Here is a 15,261-nt window from a genome sequence, read left to right on the forward strand (position 1 = left end):
TATGGGGTCAGTCCCTCTGCAGAGGAGCTTTTTTCATGCGTTACATCCATTTCGTCACCCAGGCGATATAATAAGCGCCGGGGATGAATACGAGCTGGGCGAGAAGCGTGCCCGCCACCCTTGATGTCACCATCGTCAACGATGTCCATTTTAAGGAGACGTAGCTGCGCTTGCCCTTCGCCACATCGTCTGCCAGTACGGATACTTTCGGGTCAACAAACACAGCCAACAGCATAGTCGCAACTCCGTTGATTAAGCCTGATGCCATCACGGCGGTCGTGCTGTGCTCAGGCGCCAGAAGGCCGGCGTACAGAGCGGACAGAACACCGATCGTGTAAATAGACGTAATGACCATATTAATGACAAACAAGCGTTTCGGAATCATTCGGAATTGAAGCCCCTTTAAATAGGAGACTGACGGCAGTCTGATATAAGAACGCGCATGCTTCAGCCCGTTCAGTGAAAATCCTTTCTTAAATACCTGCATGACGGAGCCTCCTCCGTCCGCCAAGTGTATAATCGCCCTGGAGAATAACGCGACGAATGTCGGCAAAAGACAGATGCCGAGCATCGTTCCGATCGTGGAGCCGAATATTAAAAATCGAAACTGAGCATCCACAACAGACAGGGCGTTTGATCCGGCGGCATCAATCAGATGTCCGGTAAACGGCTGCTGAACCATGTTTGACATGCGCGACACGATGACCATGACATTAAATAATGACAGCGCGGACGCGATAAATCCGACTCTCGCGCCGGAAAGCCGTGTTGCATAGGCAAGCGTTTCAATCGAATGTATCAGCAGCAGAAAACAGAAGATAAACAGTACTTGTGAAGTAATAACGTGCAATGTATGATTCCTCCAAATCTTTTCTACTGATTAGACTCTGCAGACTGCGGCGAGGTTTCGGCCGGTTACATAAAAAAACCGCCCGGATGTCCGGAGCGGTTTTGTCTTATTCTTTTCTTACGCAAATAAATAATATATGGTTGCCCGCCTTAGCCCGCGGGTGATTCGTGTATTAACAGTTCCGACAGAATCATTCTTCGAAAGTAAACACCATGGAAGTTCTTGAACACAAGACAACGAAAGCCCTACCTCTCAATCGTCACTGCGGCTCCGAAGCCGCGCCGGTGTGAATTGTAAAACAAAAAGTCTTTTTTCCATCTCTTCGTTAGGGGCGAATATCAGAAGGAAAAGAATAAGCTCAGCTTTTTTTCAAGCTGTCCGTTGAAGCCTGAAGCTTCTATATCAAAACAGAAAAAAGAAGTTTACTTTCTTTTTTATTTGCATGTTGTCACTTAGCAGTTAATTATAACAGATTGCCCCTGAATAATCAAATGATTTATTAAAGTTCCAGCTCGGCCGGCGTTTTTTCACCCGCGTTCATGAGCTTGATCTGCTTCGGTTCAATTTCAAGAATCACCAGGTTCGGATCGTCTTTTCCGTCAAACCAGCGTTCCAGTTTCGGATCCCACAGCTTTTCTTTTAAATCGGCTGAGTTGTTCAGTTTGGCGGTTCCGGCCACTTCCACATAAGCGTCACCGAATCCTTCACAGTCATACCCTAACAGAATATGAACATTCGGATTGTTTTCAATTTCTTCCGCTTTATGAGTGTCTTTGCTCGTCGGCGTGTAAATCGTTAAGCCGTCATGGAAAAATGTCATGTAGCGTGAATGCGGTTTGCCTTGCTCTACCGTCGCAAGCGAACCGACTTTATGATGATCCAGTACTTCAAGCACTTTTTCTTTGATTTCATTTTGATTCATGAAGAATCACTCCTTTTTAACGTCTCCGCTTTTACTTTTCCACATTGGGGAGACATTTAAACCAAGAAATGTGCTCTTCTGCCGATCTTCGCTCCATTCCCGCTTCAGCATGCTGTAGTTCACCGTGTCATGATAGGCGCCCTGTACGAAAATGCCTTCTCTCGTCAGTCCTTCTTTCTGAAATCCGAGCCGTTCCGCCACCGCCCTGCTTTTCGTGTTTTTTTCAGCCGCGCTGATCATGATACGGTTCAGGCCGAGATCCTGAAATGCATGGGTGATGACCGCCCGGCAGCTTGCGGTGATAATGCCGAACCCTTCATACTCTCGATCCAGCCAATAGCCGATCTCTGCTTTTTGATTGGCTGTATCGACATTATGGATGCTGATCATGCCGCAAAACCGGCCCTTCACAAAAATTCCGGCGTCAAACCCATTTTCTTCCGCGTATTTATAGCGCCATTCGGGGATGATCACATCGCGGTACGTATCGATATCAGCCAGTTCTTCCGCCCAGCTGAGCCATTCGCTGAGATGGTTTTGATTTCGCTTCATAACAGAATACAATTCGTCCGTATCTTCTTTGGCAAGCAATCTGATCGTCAGATGTTCCCGGATTTGACAGGAAAACACGACCGCACCTTCTTTCCTTTATTAGCCATTATACAGGTAAATTCATTTTTTTCCATACAAAAAAAGATGAGGCGTGCAGCCTCATCCTTAAATGCGCGGGTCGGTGAAAATGTCGTGATCATCCGTGCTTGTCGATGACATTTCCGTGACGACCGCCCCTTCTTCTCCCGCTTGAAACCAATGCTTCGTATCCGGCGGAATGGTGTATTGTCCGCCCGGCTCAAGCACAACCTCATGCCAGACGGTGTAGTATTCCTTGTCTTCTTCCGGCGGGAGGACGCTTGGGTTCTCTGTCTTTTCGCCTTCCACGTAGAGATACACCTTCCCCCAGCGGCAGCGGAATGTCTCTTGTTTTCCCTTCTCGCCCCCGACCGGCGGATGGCGGTGTTCCGGACACGTCTGGCGCGGGAAGAGCACCAATTCTTTCGAACAGTAGCGGTCGGTATTCACGTAAATAAACAGCTGAAGCCCGGTTTTCTCAAGCTTGCCTAAGCCGTAATCCATGATTTGAATGTCTTCGACTTCATTATCAGTCAGAACGATTCCCGCTTTTTGATAGTATGCATTCACATCATGTTTCGATATCGTCATGCTTCAGCCCCCTTATGTGGTTACAAATTTGCCGCCGTTGACATGCAGCGTCTGTCCGGTCATATAAGATGATTCGTCTGAGGCCAAGAGCACATAGCAGCCGACATGTTCAACAGGCTGGCCTGCCCGGCCCATCGGCGTAGTCTGACCGAAGGAAGCGACTGTTTCTTCTGAGAATGTCGCCGGAATAAGCGGTGTCCAGATCGGCCCCGGCGCCACGGCGTTGACACGGATACCGTCGTTGACGAGCGCTTGCGCCATGGATCTCGTAAAACCGTTAATCGCGCCTTTCGTAGCCGTGTAGTCAATCAGCTGCGGATTGCCTGTGTAAGGATTAATGGATGTCGTATTGATGATCGCGCTGCCCGGCTTCATGTAATCAATCGCTTTTTTAGTCAAATAAAATTGTGAGTAAAAGTTTGTTTTAAAGGTTCTGTGAAGCTGCTCGCTTGTGATGTCTTTAATGCTTTCTTTCGGATGCTGTTCCGCGGCGTTATTCACGAGAATATCAAGACGCCCGAATTCTTCAACCGTTTTTTCAACCGCTTCATTGCAAAAGTCTTCCTCACCGACATCGCCGGGGATTAACAGACATTTTACCCCTTCTTCTTCCACTCGTTTTTTTGTATCTTCCGCATCACCGTGTTCATCAAAATAGACGATCGCGACATTTGCGCCTTCCTTCGCGTAAGCAACCGCTACGGCGCGTCCGATACCGCTGTCGCCCCCTGTGATAAGTGCGGTTTTCCCTTTTAATTTATCAGCGCCTTTATATTCTTTGTATTCATAAACAGGCGCCGGATTCATTTCGCTTTCAATGCCCGGCTGGCGGTTTTGTGATTCCGCCGGGAATTCCTTCGGATAGTTTTCCATGTTAAGTTCCTCCTTCTTGTTCGATCTCATATTTCTTGTCTACCTCGTCAGTCTTCCGGATAAACATGATTGAGACAGTTCAGAATGTTTTCGGAGAAAAATGTTTCACATGGAACGCAAGAAAAAAACCCGGCTGGCAGCCGGGTTTTTGTTTTCAATTATGAACGGACCGCTTGTTTGCGGAGCACGTCTTTTCTCACTTTTCCAAGGTTGTTTTTCGGAAGTTCGCTGACGAACTCAATTTCCGGAATTTTAAAGGCGGCAAGACGTTCTTGAAGGAATCGGGTCACTTCTTCTTCTGTCAGGCCTTCTCTGCCGTTTGTCACGATGAACGCTTTCGGCTTTTCACCGTAAAGCGGATCAGGGATACCGACAACCGCCGTTTCGAGAATGCCCGGCACTTGCTGAATGACCTCTTCAATCTGGTCGGGATAAATATTGTCGCCGCCGTAGATGATGACATCTTTGTAACGTCCGGTGATAAAGATAAATCCGTCTTCATCCACATAGCCGGAATCGCCGGTATGGAACCAGCCGTCTTTCAGCACTTTTCGTGTCGCTTCTTCATTACCTTCGTAGCCTTTGAATAAAAACGGACTTGTCACAACGACTTCTCCGATTGAGCCTTGCGGAAGGAATTCACCTGTTTCCGGATCTACAACGCGGACGTCCACTTCTTCCATCGGTTTACCCGCGGAAGCGGCTTTATCCATTCCCATTTGCGGATTCCAAGAGCTGATGCCCCACGCTTCCGTGCTTCCGTATCCGTGCATGAGCGGAATGCCGATATCGAGATACTGCTGGATCAGGCTGCTTGGCACCTTTGTGCCTCCCGTCATCATATAAACGATAGAAGACATGTCAGTCTGATGCGTTTCCCATGCTTTCAGCAGGTATGTGAAATAGACTGGCAGCGCCATGATGGTTTGAATTTTTTCTTTTTCGATGAGCTTCAGGTTTTCCACAGGGTCCTGATTGTCTGTCATAATGAATGTCGTTCCGCTCATCGTGCCGACCATCTGGCAGATAATCGCGCTCGTATGGTAATTCGGATGGCATGCTAAGAAGCGGACATGCTGCATTCTCCCCGTGTATGCCAATGTCGCGTTTACGTAGTTGTATATACCGCCGTGAGTGATCATGCAGCGTTTCGGATTGCCGGTTGTTCCTGAGGTAAACATCAGCAATGCCGTATCGTTTTCAGACACCGTTTCGACATCCGGTGTATCACCGGAGCCTGTCAATAAAGCGTCAAACTGAGGCGTTGTCTCCGCAGCTGTTCCGGTCTCGACCTTCAGTTTAAGAGAAGATACCAGCGCAGGAAGCACTTCTTCCATGATCTCTTTAAATTCAGTGCCGTAAAAAACAGCTTTCGGTTCACAGGCTGCTAAAATGCCTTTCATTTCGTAAGGTGTTAATTGCCAGCTGACCGGCACAACCACCGCGCCGATTTCGAGTGCCGCAAACATGACAATGGATGCCGCGTGGCCGTTTTTGCAAAGCATCGCCACTCTGTCGCCTTTTTTTATTCCTTTATCAAGAAGCGCTTGTGCAAGCTGGTTGATTCGTTTTCGATATTCCGCGTAGGTCAGGGTATACGCACCGCTTTTTACAGCTTCGATCTCTTCGCTATTTGAAATGTCATGCAGAATCAGATGCTGTAATGTCTCCATATTTTCATCTCCCATAATGATAAATCACAAAAAAACTCTGTCAGATTTTCTTTCTCACGCAACCCATTTTAAACCAAAAAATATAACTTGTAAAACTATTTTGTTTTAGAACTATTCCATCAGTGAATGATACAATAGTCCCGTGTTTTTAGTTTCTTCCCTTCCCCTTACCCTCATACATGCGCAAAAAAACACACCCCACATGAGGTGTGCGCTTCCTGTTTACCGCTGTCCTTTCTCCTGAATGAAATGATAAAACAGCTTGTTTAAACGTTTGTATAAATCGGCCTCATCCTCAGTCTGGAAGGCTTTTATACTGTCTTCGGACTCGATGATGGCCGAGCTGACCGCACTTAGTATTTCCGAGCCTTCAGCGGGCATATCAGCCGGCGCCATCATCACCAAAGCGCGGTCGACGGTCAGGGAATTTCCGTCCATGCCTTTGACACTGCATGGAGCTGTCAAATCATAAATTTTGAAAAAAGGCGTGACAATTTCTTCATTTTTGAGATGGTACAGGGCCATCGCCGTTCCCGGAATGCCGAGTCCGCCCTGTCGTTCACGCTCAGCAAGGCGCTGTGCGGTTTTTTGGGCATTATGAACCAATCCTTCTTGCTCCAGCATGTCAAACATACGGTTCAAAAACAGCTCATACGCCGTGTTTGAATCAATGGATTTGATCGAAAAGTTCCGCAGCACGCTTTGGATAACCGCCGCGTAATGCGCCATACGGCCGGCCGCTTCCAGCATATCAGGCGTCTCCGGCTGCTTCTCCTCTCTTTCACCGTTTCTTTTTTTGTCAAGAATCAGCGGAATTTTTCTTTTGATGTACTGCTTGACCTGATCAGCGTCTTCTTCGTTTAAAAGCGGACTGACCATGACGTAATCAATGTTTTCATACGGGATCGGAACGGTGGATACGATCATGTCATACGCGGTGATGTCTCGATCCTTCAGTTCGATGAGGGAAGACATATCAAAGGAACGGATTTCCGAAAGCTCTTTTTTCAGCCTGGATGCGAGCATTTTGGACGACCCGATGCCGCTTGAACAGACGATCAGCGCTTTGATCTTCGCTTCTTCCCGTTTGATTTCCAAAGCAGAGCCGAAGTGAAGAACGATGAAAGCGATCTCATTATCAGAGAAAAGAAGCCCCGGAAAGAATTTTTCCATTCCTTCTTCTACGGCCATGTACAGCAGGAAGTAGTCGCGTTTAATTTGCTCGGTCATCGGGTTGTACATGTCGATATTTTCTTTTACCCGGTTGATCGCAGGCTCCAGATGGGCGATTAAACCGTCGTATAAAGAACCGTTTTCCGTCAGATCAATTTTAATTTTTTCAGAAATGAAGCCGATCAGCTGCTTCGTTTGCAAGGCCGTTTCAACCTCTATGTCTTCCGGTTTGAATTCCGTTTTGTATTTGCGGTTGGCGCTCCGCAAATGAATGGTGATATATCCGATCTCAGCTTCCGGAATTGAAACGCCGAACGCTTTTTCAAGCTCTTTTGCCATTTCCAGCGCAGAGCCGTACTCCTTCGTCTGCTGCAGCGCTTTTAGTTCCGAAGCCTCCATCGTGATGGTTTCTCCGAGCCTGATCCGGTCCATCGCAAAGGTTAAATGAACCGCAAGCGCCATGTATGAGCTGTCAGATAAGGCGATCGCGATTTTTTCCTTGAGCTGAATTAAGAGCCGGTCCATTTTCAAAAGTTCCGCTTTATTTACGACGCCGAACATTTTTTCAGCATCGGCCGGTTTTCCTTTAATATTCAATTCAACCGCTTCCAAAAAGCTTTGAATATCAAGGCGGTTGACGATGAGATTGCCGACGATTTTCCGTTTCGCATTTTCCGGCCCCGTCAGCTGAATGCCGAAGCCCCTTTTTCGGATCAGCGTCAAGCCGAAGGGCGCAATCCAAGTCTCCAGCTCATCCAGGTCATAGCTGATCGTCGCGTTTGTCACTTGCAGTTCGTTCGCCAGACTGTAGAGCTTGATCGGCTCTTGAGACTCTAATAGTGAACATAGAATTAAAAGTTTCCGCTCCTCAGCGCTGTATTCATGCTGTTCATAGGACAGGTCTGACAGGAGTTTTTGTTTGTCCTCCGGGTTTCCTACCGCTTTCAGTCCTTTGCCGGGCTGTTTATCAAGTGCCAGATCGAATGATTCCATTATCGGTTTGATTGTTTTTAACTCGCGGTGAACGGTTCTTGTGCTGACTTGTAAAGCTTCCGCCAGTTCATGCACTGTCTCGTACCGGTTCTGCAGTAATAGATGTTTCATTAATTTTTGTTCTCTCGCTGTCATATACATGAAACGCGCCTCCAGATTTTCTAGTTGTGAGAAGTATGGCATATGGGGAGTGCTGCCGGGGAAAGTGGTGTAAGTTATAATATAAAACGCTTTCAATGATTATTCAACCATTTTCAAATGGCAATTTGGCACTGGGCCGTGTGACAGTATTGAAAAAGAAAAATGTGTCAGATAATATGCCATGACGCTTGTTACTCTTGATCCGCACGGCTATACTTCAAAGTGACCTTACTTGTTTTTAGACATTGCACACCACATAAACAAACGCCCGGAAGATAGCTTCCGGGCGTTTGTTCTGTTTATGGAATATCGCAGCCTTGGACACCGGTATAAATCCGGAACCACTGATCATGGCTGAGTTTGTACGCGGATGCACGCACCGCGGCGGAAATGCGGTTCTCTTTTCCGCTGCCGACAATCGGCATGATGTCTGCCGGGTGGGTGAACAGCCATGCGTACATGACTTCGTCAATGGAAGCGGCACCGATTTCTTCCTGTACGGAACGAAGCGCGGCACGGATACGGACGTCCTTATCTGATTGTCCGGTAAAGACGCTCCCGCCCGCAAGCGGTGACCACGCCATCGGCGGAATGCGTTTTTCCTGACAGAAATCCAGCGTGCCGTCATGAATATTTTCCAGCTCGTACGCCGAGATTTCAATTTGATTTGTGATGAGCGGATCATCCAAATAGGATTCGAGCATTCTGTACTGGTGCGCTTTAAAGTTCGATACTCCGAAATATCTGACCTTTCCCGAGCTTTTCAGCGCATGAAACGCTTCAGCCACCGCCTCCGGTTCCATAAGCGGGTCCGGTCTGTGAATGAGCAGCACATCCAGATAATCCGTATTCAGATTCAAGAGCGACTGCTCCGCCGACGCTAAAATGTGAGACTTCGACGTATTATAATGATGCGACTTGTTTCCGGGCCGTTCCGGTGATTCAATGACAATCCCGCATTTTGTGACGATTTCGATTCGCTCCCTTATTGAAGGCGAAAGGGACAAAGCGCCGCCGAAGAGCTTTTCACACGTATAACCGCCGTATATATCGGCATGGTCGAAGGTGGTGATGCCTTGGCTGATACACCATTCAATCAAATTCAGCAGCTCTCCGTCTGAAACATTCCATTCGTTCAGACGCCAAAGCCCGTGTATCACTCTTGAAAATTCCAGGTCTTCAGCCAATTGAATGCGCTGCATGTGAAATCCCCCTTTTTCTTAGAGCCTCTTGTATCTCTGTTTTCAGGAATTGCCCATGCTGTTTCATTCTGCTTCGGCGGCCGATTTTCCTTTCAGCCCGCAAAAATCGTCATTTAATGATTCTGAAACTGCTTTTTCGCTTTCTCAACGACGTAATGGCTTCCGCCGCGTTTTTTGACGTCTTGAATCATCATCGCGATCAAGAGGTCTTTCTTTTTATAATCGTAACCGACAAACCAGCCGTTTTCTTTGCCGTCTTTATCTTCTTTAGACGTTTTCAGCTCGGCTGTACCGGTTTTTCCGGCTACGGTAATGCCGCTTACGGCCGGCTGATATGCAGAGCCGCGCGGATCTTCAACGACGCCTCTCAGCCCTTTTGTGATTTCTTCGGCATTGGCTTTCGACACCACTTGCTTATGCCAGATTTGCGGTGTTTTTTCTCCGTCTTTGATCAATGTCGGTTTGACGAGATTTCCGTCTGTGACAAATGCGGTATAGTCAGCCGCTAAGTGCAGCGGAGACATCAGCATCTGCCCCTGGCCGTAGCCCGTATCTCCGAGAAGGATCTCGGAATCAAGCTTGCCGTTAGCGATTGAAGACTTTTCAATCGGAAATTGGTACGGAATCTCTTCATCAAACCCAAATGTTTTTAATCCTTTTGTAAACGCGTCCGCTCCGGCATCTATGGCATTTTGCGCAAAGTAGATGTTGTCCGATGTGATCAGCGCGTTTTCGAGATCCACTTCATTCAGGCGCTCTGATACGCGTGTGACATGGTAACCGCCCCAGCTTGAATCTTTCTGCCACTCTTTTCCGGTGATTTTTTTCTTTTCTGACGCTTTCAATGTTCCGTTTGTCAGGCCGACTGCCGCGGCAATCGGTTTAATCGTTGAACCCGGCGCATAAAGTTTGTTGAATTTCGCTGAAAACGGATTGTTTTTATCTTCATTCAGCTTTTTCCATTCTTTGCCGCTCCAGCCGAAAAGAAAGCCGTTCGGGTCATAAGACGGTGCGCTGACGAGCGCGAGTGTCTCTCCCGTTTGCGGTTCGAGGGCGACTGCCGCTCCGCTGTCATCTTTCATAGAGTCATACAGCTTCGTCTGCGTTTTCATGTCAATCGTTACATGAATATCCTGCCCGCTTTCTGCTTTCTTTTCAGCAATGACCTCACCTGTTTGCGGGACGTAAATTTTCCAGCCGGTCGTGCCGCGCAGCTTGTCTTCATATACATTCTCAAGGCCGGCGATGCCGATTTTGGAAGTATCGCTGTATTGGCCGTCTTTCGCTTTTTTCAGCTGCTCCGCTGTGATGGTTTTAATATAGCCGGTCAGATGGGCCGCTTTTTCGCCGTACGGATAGTAGCGGGAGCTGACTTTCGTTTTCGTCACGCCGTCTAATGCGAGCAGGCTTTTGACCTTGCTTTCATCATCCGGTCTGATTTTTTGAATCGGGACATAAGAGTCGTCTTTTACCCAGCCCTGGTTCAGTTTGCTTTTGATATCGTCTTCAGAAAGGTCCAGTTTTTCAGACAGTTTTTTGATCACGCTGTCTTTATCCTTGCCGAGTTTTCCAGGGATAATGCCGATTTCCGGCACCTCGGTATTCACGGCGAGACCTTTTCCGTCTTTGTCGTAAATTTGTCCGCGCTTCGGTTCTTCATTTGCGATCTGCACGGTTTTGTCATCGGAAAGCTGTTTGAAAATAAAAGAAGGATTCCAGTCGATGTTCCATGATTCTCCATCGTCTGTTTTTTCTTTTTTCAGGACGGCCGTGTTTTCAAAAGCGACCTTCCCTGCTTTTGTATCCATGCTGACTTTATAATCGATGTGCTGGAGGTCATCTTTTTTCTTGTCGTCTTCGTCCTGTTTTTCGGCAGTGACTTTCAGATTTTTGACCCCTGCTTGTTCATAAACGGTTTCATATCGCTTTACAAAATCCTTTTTGGATCGTTTTTTCTTTTCATCCTGGGTGAGGCTTTGGTACATCTTATCGTAGTGACCGCCGTTCCAGTCTTTTACGAAATCTTTCATTCTGTCTTCGGCCGATTCCGTTTTCGAGCAGCCGATCAAACCTATGATTCCTGCGAGTAAAAGTAATAGGTATAACCCTTTTTTCACTGTCTATTCCCCTGCCTTCCAACTGTTATTTTCTCCTAAACCAAATCAGGCTGGCAAGGATTTTTTTCTCATATTGTTTAAAATTTTTTTGTTTTTCCTGCCGTCACGGGCCATATTCTTATACAATGTATCTATTAAAAAAAGGGGGAATTTCAGATGATCAGAGAAGCAGCCATGCTGTATGTAAAAGAAGGTCTTGAGGGGGAATTCGAAGAGGCATTCCGCCGGGCGGAGCCGATTATCGCGGGCATGAAAGGTTATCTGTCCCATTCCTTGTCCAAATGTATGGAAAAGACGCATAAATATTTGCTGCTTGTGGAATGGGAGACATTGGAAAATCATACAAAAGGCTTTCGCGGATCGCCGGAATATCAGGAATGGAAAGCCTTACTGCACCGTTTTTATTCACCATTTCCCGTTGTGGAGCATTTTCAGGATCTATCAGCCTCAGATCGCGTGAAGCGTAAAACCGATTAAGGAGATCGACCATACAAAAACGGCGGTATAGATATTGAATTTCCCGGAGCCCTCGTTTTCTTTCCGTTTTTCCTCCAGCCCCTGAATGAACATGACCGCACCGAGAAACACGAGCATAACCGGCTGTATGACAGAGGTATGTTCCGCATACGTAAATGCGGCGGCCGCAAGTATAATAATCAGCATCGCGAGTGACAGTTTTAAGGCGCGCAGCAAAGCAATCCATCCTTTCTGTTATCATTTTTTGAACACAATTCTATTTCTGTCTTTATCCCCCATTATTCTAGCGTATTTTTTGCGCGGATAGAACGAAAGTCGGACAATTTTAAGTTTGTTTTAAGGAGCACGAAAAGCGCGCTCCCGATGAAAAGGAGCGCGCGGTTATGAGCCGGCGAGGCTTCCGTATCCGAGCCCCCGCAGGACGCATGCCATGACTTCATATCCCTTGCTGTTGGGGTGTACGCGGTCATGAGAGAGATATTCATTCATTTTTCCTTTGAAAGCGCTGTGGACGTCGGCGATTTTGACGTACGGCGCCGATGCGAGTGTGCTGAGGTGCGCATTATAAGAGGATATCCATTTTTCTGCAATGGAGATTCCCGGGAAAGGATTGTATAAATTGAAGACGCGGATCTCATAAGGAGACGGGTGCGGCCCTTTTAAGGCGGCGATCTTGGCAATCATCTTTTCAAAGTTCTCATGGCAGTGACCGGACACGCCGGTGAACACCGAAGCGTCCGATGTTTGCTGATATGCCTGAACCGAATCGATCAAATCGTTGCCGCAGCCCGTAATCGTAATCATATCAGCAGCCTGAATCCGCCTCTGAATGTACGGCAAGGACATAAGCCCGAGAATTTCTCCCGTCTCAAGGCCTGATTTGGCAAAGATGGATACGTCGGTTCTTGTCTGTAAATCTTCTGCCATCATGCGCCCGAACCGCTGGACAAAACCGGCGGAAAACGGCCCGGATCCCCTCCCCGTCGTCAAAGAATCCCCCAGCGCCGTATAAACAAGTCCCATTTTCTTTCCTCCACTCGTTACTATCGATATTGTAATGTACGCGAGTGAAGAAAAATTGGCTCGGTCAATAACCCAATTTCTCAGAAATATACTGTGCAGCGGTTTTGACCTTTTCGGTTAAATACGGCAGCCTGTCCTCTGAAAACCGGGCTTCGAAGCCGGCGATGCTGATTCCGGCAGCCACCTTACCTTCGTGATTGAAAATCGGCGCCCCGATCGCCGCCGTGTAATCTTCTAATTCCGAATAGCTGATCGTATAACCTGATTGTAAGGATCTTTCAATGGAGTGAAGCAGTTCAGCCCGATCCGTCATCGTGCCTGAGGCGATTGCGGCAAGCTTTGTCTTCTGAATGTATGTGTCAATCTCCTCTTTTGGCAGAAACGATAGAATGCTTCTGGCGCACGCTCCCGCGTACAGCGGCGACCGGCGGCCGATTGCCGTATACAGGCGGACGGTTTGAGTGCCTTCAATTTTTTCGACGTAAATGGCTTCATCTCCGTCCCTCATGATCAGCTGAACGGCCTCATCCACTTCGCCGCACAGCTCTTCCATAATCGGTTTGGCTATTTTCCTGATGTCCAGACGTTCAGAGACGAGCTGGCCGAATTGTAAAAAGATCAGACCAAGCTGATAACGGCCGTCCGCTGCCCGGGTGAGAAATCCCGTTTCCTCCAGCGAGCTTGCCATCCGGTGAACCGAGGTCTTCGGCATCTGCGATAGAGAAACCAGTTGATTTAAGCTCAGGCTCGGTTCAGTCAGAAACAAGTGAAGCAGTTCCATTGATTTGATGACGGTTTTGTTTTTGTTTTCCATGGTCTTTAGCCCCTTTGTCAGATCAGCCATTCCATTTTGAGCCTTGCTTTCAGCTCCTTCAGCTGCTGTTCCTTCTCTAAAAGCAGCATTTCCGCTTCCTCCAGCGAAACGGCCCGGAACGTGATATGTTCCCCCGGCATCGTTTGGGCGACGAGAGGAAGATCGGCGGATATGATATGCGCCATCCGCGGATAGCCCCCCGTCGTCTGTCTGTCAGCCAGCAGAATAATCGGATTGCCGTCCGGCGGCACCTGCACCGTTCCGAACGTCACGGCCTCAGATACCATCTCCAGCGGCTCCCGCAATTCAAGCGGAGCGCCCTTCAGCCGGTAGCCCATTCGGTCGGATTGAGGCGTGACCATATATGACTCGTGATAAAAACGCAATTTTGCTTCTTCTGTAAAAGCGTGAAATTGAGCGCCTTCAAGCACTCGTATGACCGGATTTTTTTTCAGCGGCAGAAATCCTCTGCTGCTGACAGACCAATCAGGCGCTGAGAAACCATGCTGTCCGAAAGAATCGCTCAGACGGTACGCGATTGATTCCGAACATGGCGTCATACGGCCGAGCGGCAGCTCATCATCTTTTTGCAGCGCTCTTCCGCAAAAGCCGCCGATCCCCGCTCTGACATATGTGCTTTTGCTTTCCATGACGGCGGGCACGTCAAATCCCCCCGCGACGGCGAGATAAGCGCGGCTCCCCATCTTGCACGGCCCGAATGAGACGACGCTGTTTTCCTTTATCAAAACCGGTTTCCACAGAGGAGCGGGCTCCCCATTAATATGAAAGGCGAAATCAGCTCCCGTGACGGCAATAACCGCAGGTTCTGAAAATTCAAAGGAAGGCCCGGGCCCCATGAGCGTAATTTCCAGTCCCGCCTCTTTTTCTTGATTTCCGGTAAGAAGATTGGCGATGCGCAGTGAGATCGTATCCATTGCGCCGCTTCCCAGCACACCGTATTTCTGATATCCCGTCCGCCCCTTGTCCTGAACCGTCGTCAAGAGACCGGGCTTTACCACTTTCATACTCATTCGGCTCCCTCCTTGATGCGGCTGTACTCCTCTGCCGTGATCCGGACGAATTTCACCGTATCGCCCGCTCTCAATAGACTCGGCGGATGTTCTTCCGGCCTGAAAAGCCGGAGCGGGGTGCTGCCGATCAGCTGCCAGCCGCCGGGAGTGGATATCGGATACACACCGGTCTGCATTCCCGCGATTCCTACTGAACCGGCCGGGATGGACGGCCTTGGCGACGCCTTTCTCGGCGCTCTGATCCGCTCAGACATTCCTCCTAAAAACGGAAATCCCGGCGCAAATCCGAGCATATAAACGAGATATTCGCCTTCAGTATGAATGCGGATGACGTCTTCCGGGGTCAGATCGTTCATCTCAGCGACCTCTTCTAAATCGGGACCGAAATCACCGCCGTAGCAAACGGGGATTTCCATCACCCGGCGCTCTTCTTTGCGGCCGGTCATTATATGGCTGAGACGTTCTGTCACTTCTTTCTTGACCAGGGCAAAAGGAGAGACGCCTTTTTTTATGTTTGAGACGGCATACACATCATAAAAGATCGTTAAGCTTGTGAATGCCGGAATACATTCAACGAAGCCCGGAAACGGCCGTTCTTCCATACAGGCTGCCGCCGCATGCACCCGGCCGTTGACCTCTTCGCTGATGTGCCCGCCAAAGCGGATGATAACGGCGGAATCACCGTACGGCTGTATATCAAGCGCTGTATTTCCGCTATACTGCATCATTGTCATCACCTCGTTGTATTCTT

Annotated in this window: 15 protein-coding genes; 1 reads left to right on the top strand and 14 read right to left on the bottom strand. The window is 48.4% G+C overall.

All coding sequences use genetic code 11. From position 1 onward, the window contains the following. Positions 1-40: 40 nt before the first annotated feature. The 9 genes from BZ167_RS07460 to BZ167_RS07500 all read right to left on the bottom strand — a co-directional run bounded on the left by BZ167_RS07460 (position 41) and on the right by BZ167_RS07500 (position 11,165). Complete coding sequence (locus BZ167_RS07460) at positions 41-850, bottom strand: lipid II flippase Amj (protein ID WP_060675201.1); 810 nt, start codon at positions 848-850, stop codon at positions 41-43. 499 nt (positions 851-1,349) lie between these two features. Then, positions 1,350-1,772 carry a pyridoxamine 5'-phosphate oxidase family protein gene (locus BZ167_RS07465; protein ID WP_003156270.1) on the bottom strand — a complete coding sequence of 141 codons (423 nt, stop codon included), beginning with the start codon at positions 1,770-1,772 and terminating at the stop codon, positions 1,350-1,352. Positions 1,773-1,778: 6 nt separating this feature from the next. Beyond that, positions 1,779-2,402 (bottom strand): GNAT family N-acetyltransferase, encoded by a 624-nt coding sequence (locus BZ167_RS07470; protein ID WP_077392012.1) that lies wholly within the window; start codon positions 2,400-2,402, stop codon positions 1,779-1,781. 87 nt (positions 2,403-2,489) lie between these two features. Further along, positions 2,490-2,993: a D-lyxose/D-mannose family sugar isomerase gene (locus tag BZ167_RS07475; RefSeq protein WP_015416839.1), complete on the bottom strand. Its 504-nt coding sequence runs from the start codon at positions 2,991-2,993 to the stop codon at positions 2,490-2,492. 12 nt (positions 2,994-3,005) lie between these two features. Then, a complete protein-coding gene (locus tag BZ167_RS07480) occupies positions 3,006-3,866 on the bottom strand; it encodes an SDR family oxidoreductase (RefSeq protein WP_007410307.1) in 861 nt (286 codons plus the stop codon). Between the two features lie 158 nt (positions 3,867-4,024). After that, positions 4,025-5,539: a class I adenylate-forming enzyme family protein gene (locus BZ167_RS07485; protein WP_039252750.1), complete on the bottom strand. Its 1,515-nt coding sequence runs from the start codon at positions 5,537-5,539 to the stop codon at positions 4,025-4,027. Between the two features lie 222 nt (positions 5,540-5,761). Then, positions 5,762-7,846, bottom strand: coding sequence for a BglG family transcription antiterminator (locus tag BZ167_RS07490; RefSeq protein ID WP_033575069.1), 2,085 nt, complete (start codon positions 7,844-7,846; stop codon positions 5,762-5,764). A 299-nt stretch (positions 7,847-8,145) separates the two neighbouring features. Continuing rightward, entirely contained in the window at positions 8,146-9,048 is a 903-nt protein-coding gene (locus BZ167_RS07495) for an aldo/keto reductase (RefSeq protein ID WP_007410303.1), read from the bottom strand. Between the two features lie 113 nt (positions 9,049-9,161). Further along, entirely contained in the window at positions 9,162-11,165 is a 2,004-nt protein-coding gene (locus BZ167_RS07500) for a penicillin-binding transpeptidase domain-containing protein (protein ID WP_015416835.1), read from the bottom strand. Positions 11,166-11,321: 156 nt separating this feature from the next. Here BZ167_RS07500 and BZ167_RS07505 point away from each other — a divergent pair, with 156 nt between their 5' ends. Next, positions 11,322-11,642 (top strand): antibiotic biosynthesis monooxygenase family protein, encoded by a 321-nt coding sequence (locus BZ167_RS07505; protein WP_077392013.1) that lies wholly within the window; start codon positions 11,322-11,324, stop codon positions 11,640-11,642. On the opposite strand, the gene BZ167_RS07510 is transcribed toward BZ167_RS07505, so the two are convergent. The 5 genes from BZ167_RS07510 to pxpB all read right to left on the bottom strand — a co-directional run bounded on the left by BZ167_RS07510 (position 11,613) and on the right by pxpB (position 15,238). Next, on the bottom strand, positions 11,613-11,828 hold the full coding sequence (locus tag BZ167_RS07510) for a YczI family protein (RefSeq protein ID WP_370529532.1): 216 nt from the start codon (positions 11,826-11,828) through the stop codon (positions 11,613-11,615). The genes BZ167_RS07505 and BZ167_RS07510 overlap by 30 nt on opposite strands. A gap of 195 nt (positions 11,829-12,023) precedes the next feature. Further along, positions 12,024-12,665, bottom strand: a complete 642-nt coding sequence (locus tag BZ167_RS07515) for a spore germination lipase LipC (RefSeq protein ID WP_015416832.1) — start codon at positions 12,663-12,665, stop codon at positions 12,024-12,026. 64 nt (positions 12,666-12,729) lie between these two features. Then, entirely contained in the window at positions 12,730-13,479 is a 750-nt protein-coding gene (locus BZ167_RS07520) for an IclR family transcriptional regulator (RefSeq protein WP_031378670.1), read from the bottom strand. A 17-nt stretch (positions 13,480-13,496) separates the two neighbouring features. After that, positions 13,497-14,504 carry a 5-oxoprolinase subunit C family protein gene (locus BZ167_RS07525; RefSeq protein ID WP_095284651.1) on the bottom strand — a complete coding sequence of 336 codons (1,008 nt, stop codon included), beginning with the start codon at positions 14,502-14,504 and terminating at the stop codon, positions 13,497-13,499. Between the two features lie 2 nt (positions 14,505-14,506). Beyond that, complete coding sequence (gene pxpB, locus BZ167_RS07530) at positions 14,507-15,238, bottom strand: 5-oxoprolinase subunit PxpB (protein ID WP_033575070.1); 732 nt, start codon at positions 15,236-15,238, stop codon at positions 14,507-14,509. Positions 15,239-15,261 lie beyond the last annotated feature (23 nt).

This window comes from Bacillus sp. 275 (assembly GCF_001999205.1).
GTDB classification, from domain to species: domain Bacteria; phylum Bacillota; class Bacilli; order Bacillales; family Bacillaceae; genus Bacillus; species Bacillus velezensis.

Excerpts from the sequence above, each read along its gene's own strand:
- BZ167_RS07465 (WP_003156270.1), bottom strand. The coding sequence starts at position 1,772 with ATGAATCAAAATGAAATCAAAGAAAAAGTGCTTGAAGTACTGGATCAT.
- BZ167_RS07475 (WP_015416839.1), bottom strand. The coding sequence starts at position 2,993 with ATGACGATATCGAAACATGATGTGAATGCATACTATCAAAAAGCGGGA.
- BZ167_RS07480 (WP_007410307.1), bottom strand. The coding sequence starts at position 3,866 with ATGGAAAACTATCCGAAGGAATTCCCGGCGGAATCACAAAACCGCCAG.
- BZ167_RS07485 (WP_039252750.1), bottom strand. The coding sequence starts at position 5,539 with ATGGAGACATTACAGCATCTGATTCTGCATGACATTTCAAATAGCGAA.
- BZ167_RS07490 (WP_033575069.1), bottom strand. The coding sequence starts at position 7,846 with ATGTATATGACAGCGAGAGAACAAAAATTAATGAAACATCTATTACTG.
- BZ167_RS07495 (WP_007410303.1), bottom strand. The coding sequence starts at position 9,048 with ATGCAGCGCATTCAATTGGCTGAAGACCTGGAATTTTCAAGAGTGATA.
- BZ167_RS07505 (WP_077392013.1), top strand. The coding sequence starts at position 11,322 with ATGATCAGAGAAGCAGCCATGCTGTATGTAAAAGAAGGTCTTGAGGGG.
- BZ167_RS07510 (WP_370529532.1), bottom strand. The coding sequence starts at position 11,828 with ATGCTGATTATTATACTTGCGGCCGCCGCATTTACGTATGCGGAACAT.
- BZ167_RS07515 (WP_015416832.1), bottom strand. The coding sequence starts at position 12,665 with ATGGGACTTGTTTATACGGCGCTGGGGGATTCTTTGACGACGGGGAGG.
- BZ167_RS07520 (WP_031378670.1), bottom strand. The coding sequence starts at position 13,479 with ATGGAAAACAAAAACAAAACCGTCATCAAATCAATGGAACTGCTTCAC.
- BZ167_RS07525 (WP_095284651.1), bottom strand. The coding sequence starts at position 14,504 with ATGAAAGTGGTAAAGCCCGGTCTCTTGACGACGGTTCAGGACAAGGGG.
- pxpB (WP_033575070.1), bottom strand. The coding sequence starts at position 15,238 with ATGATGCAGTATAGCGGAAATACAGCGCTTGATATACAGCCGTACGGT.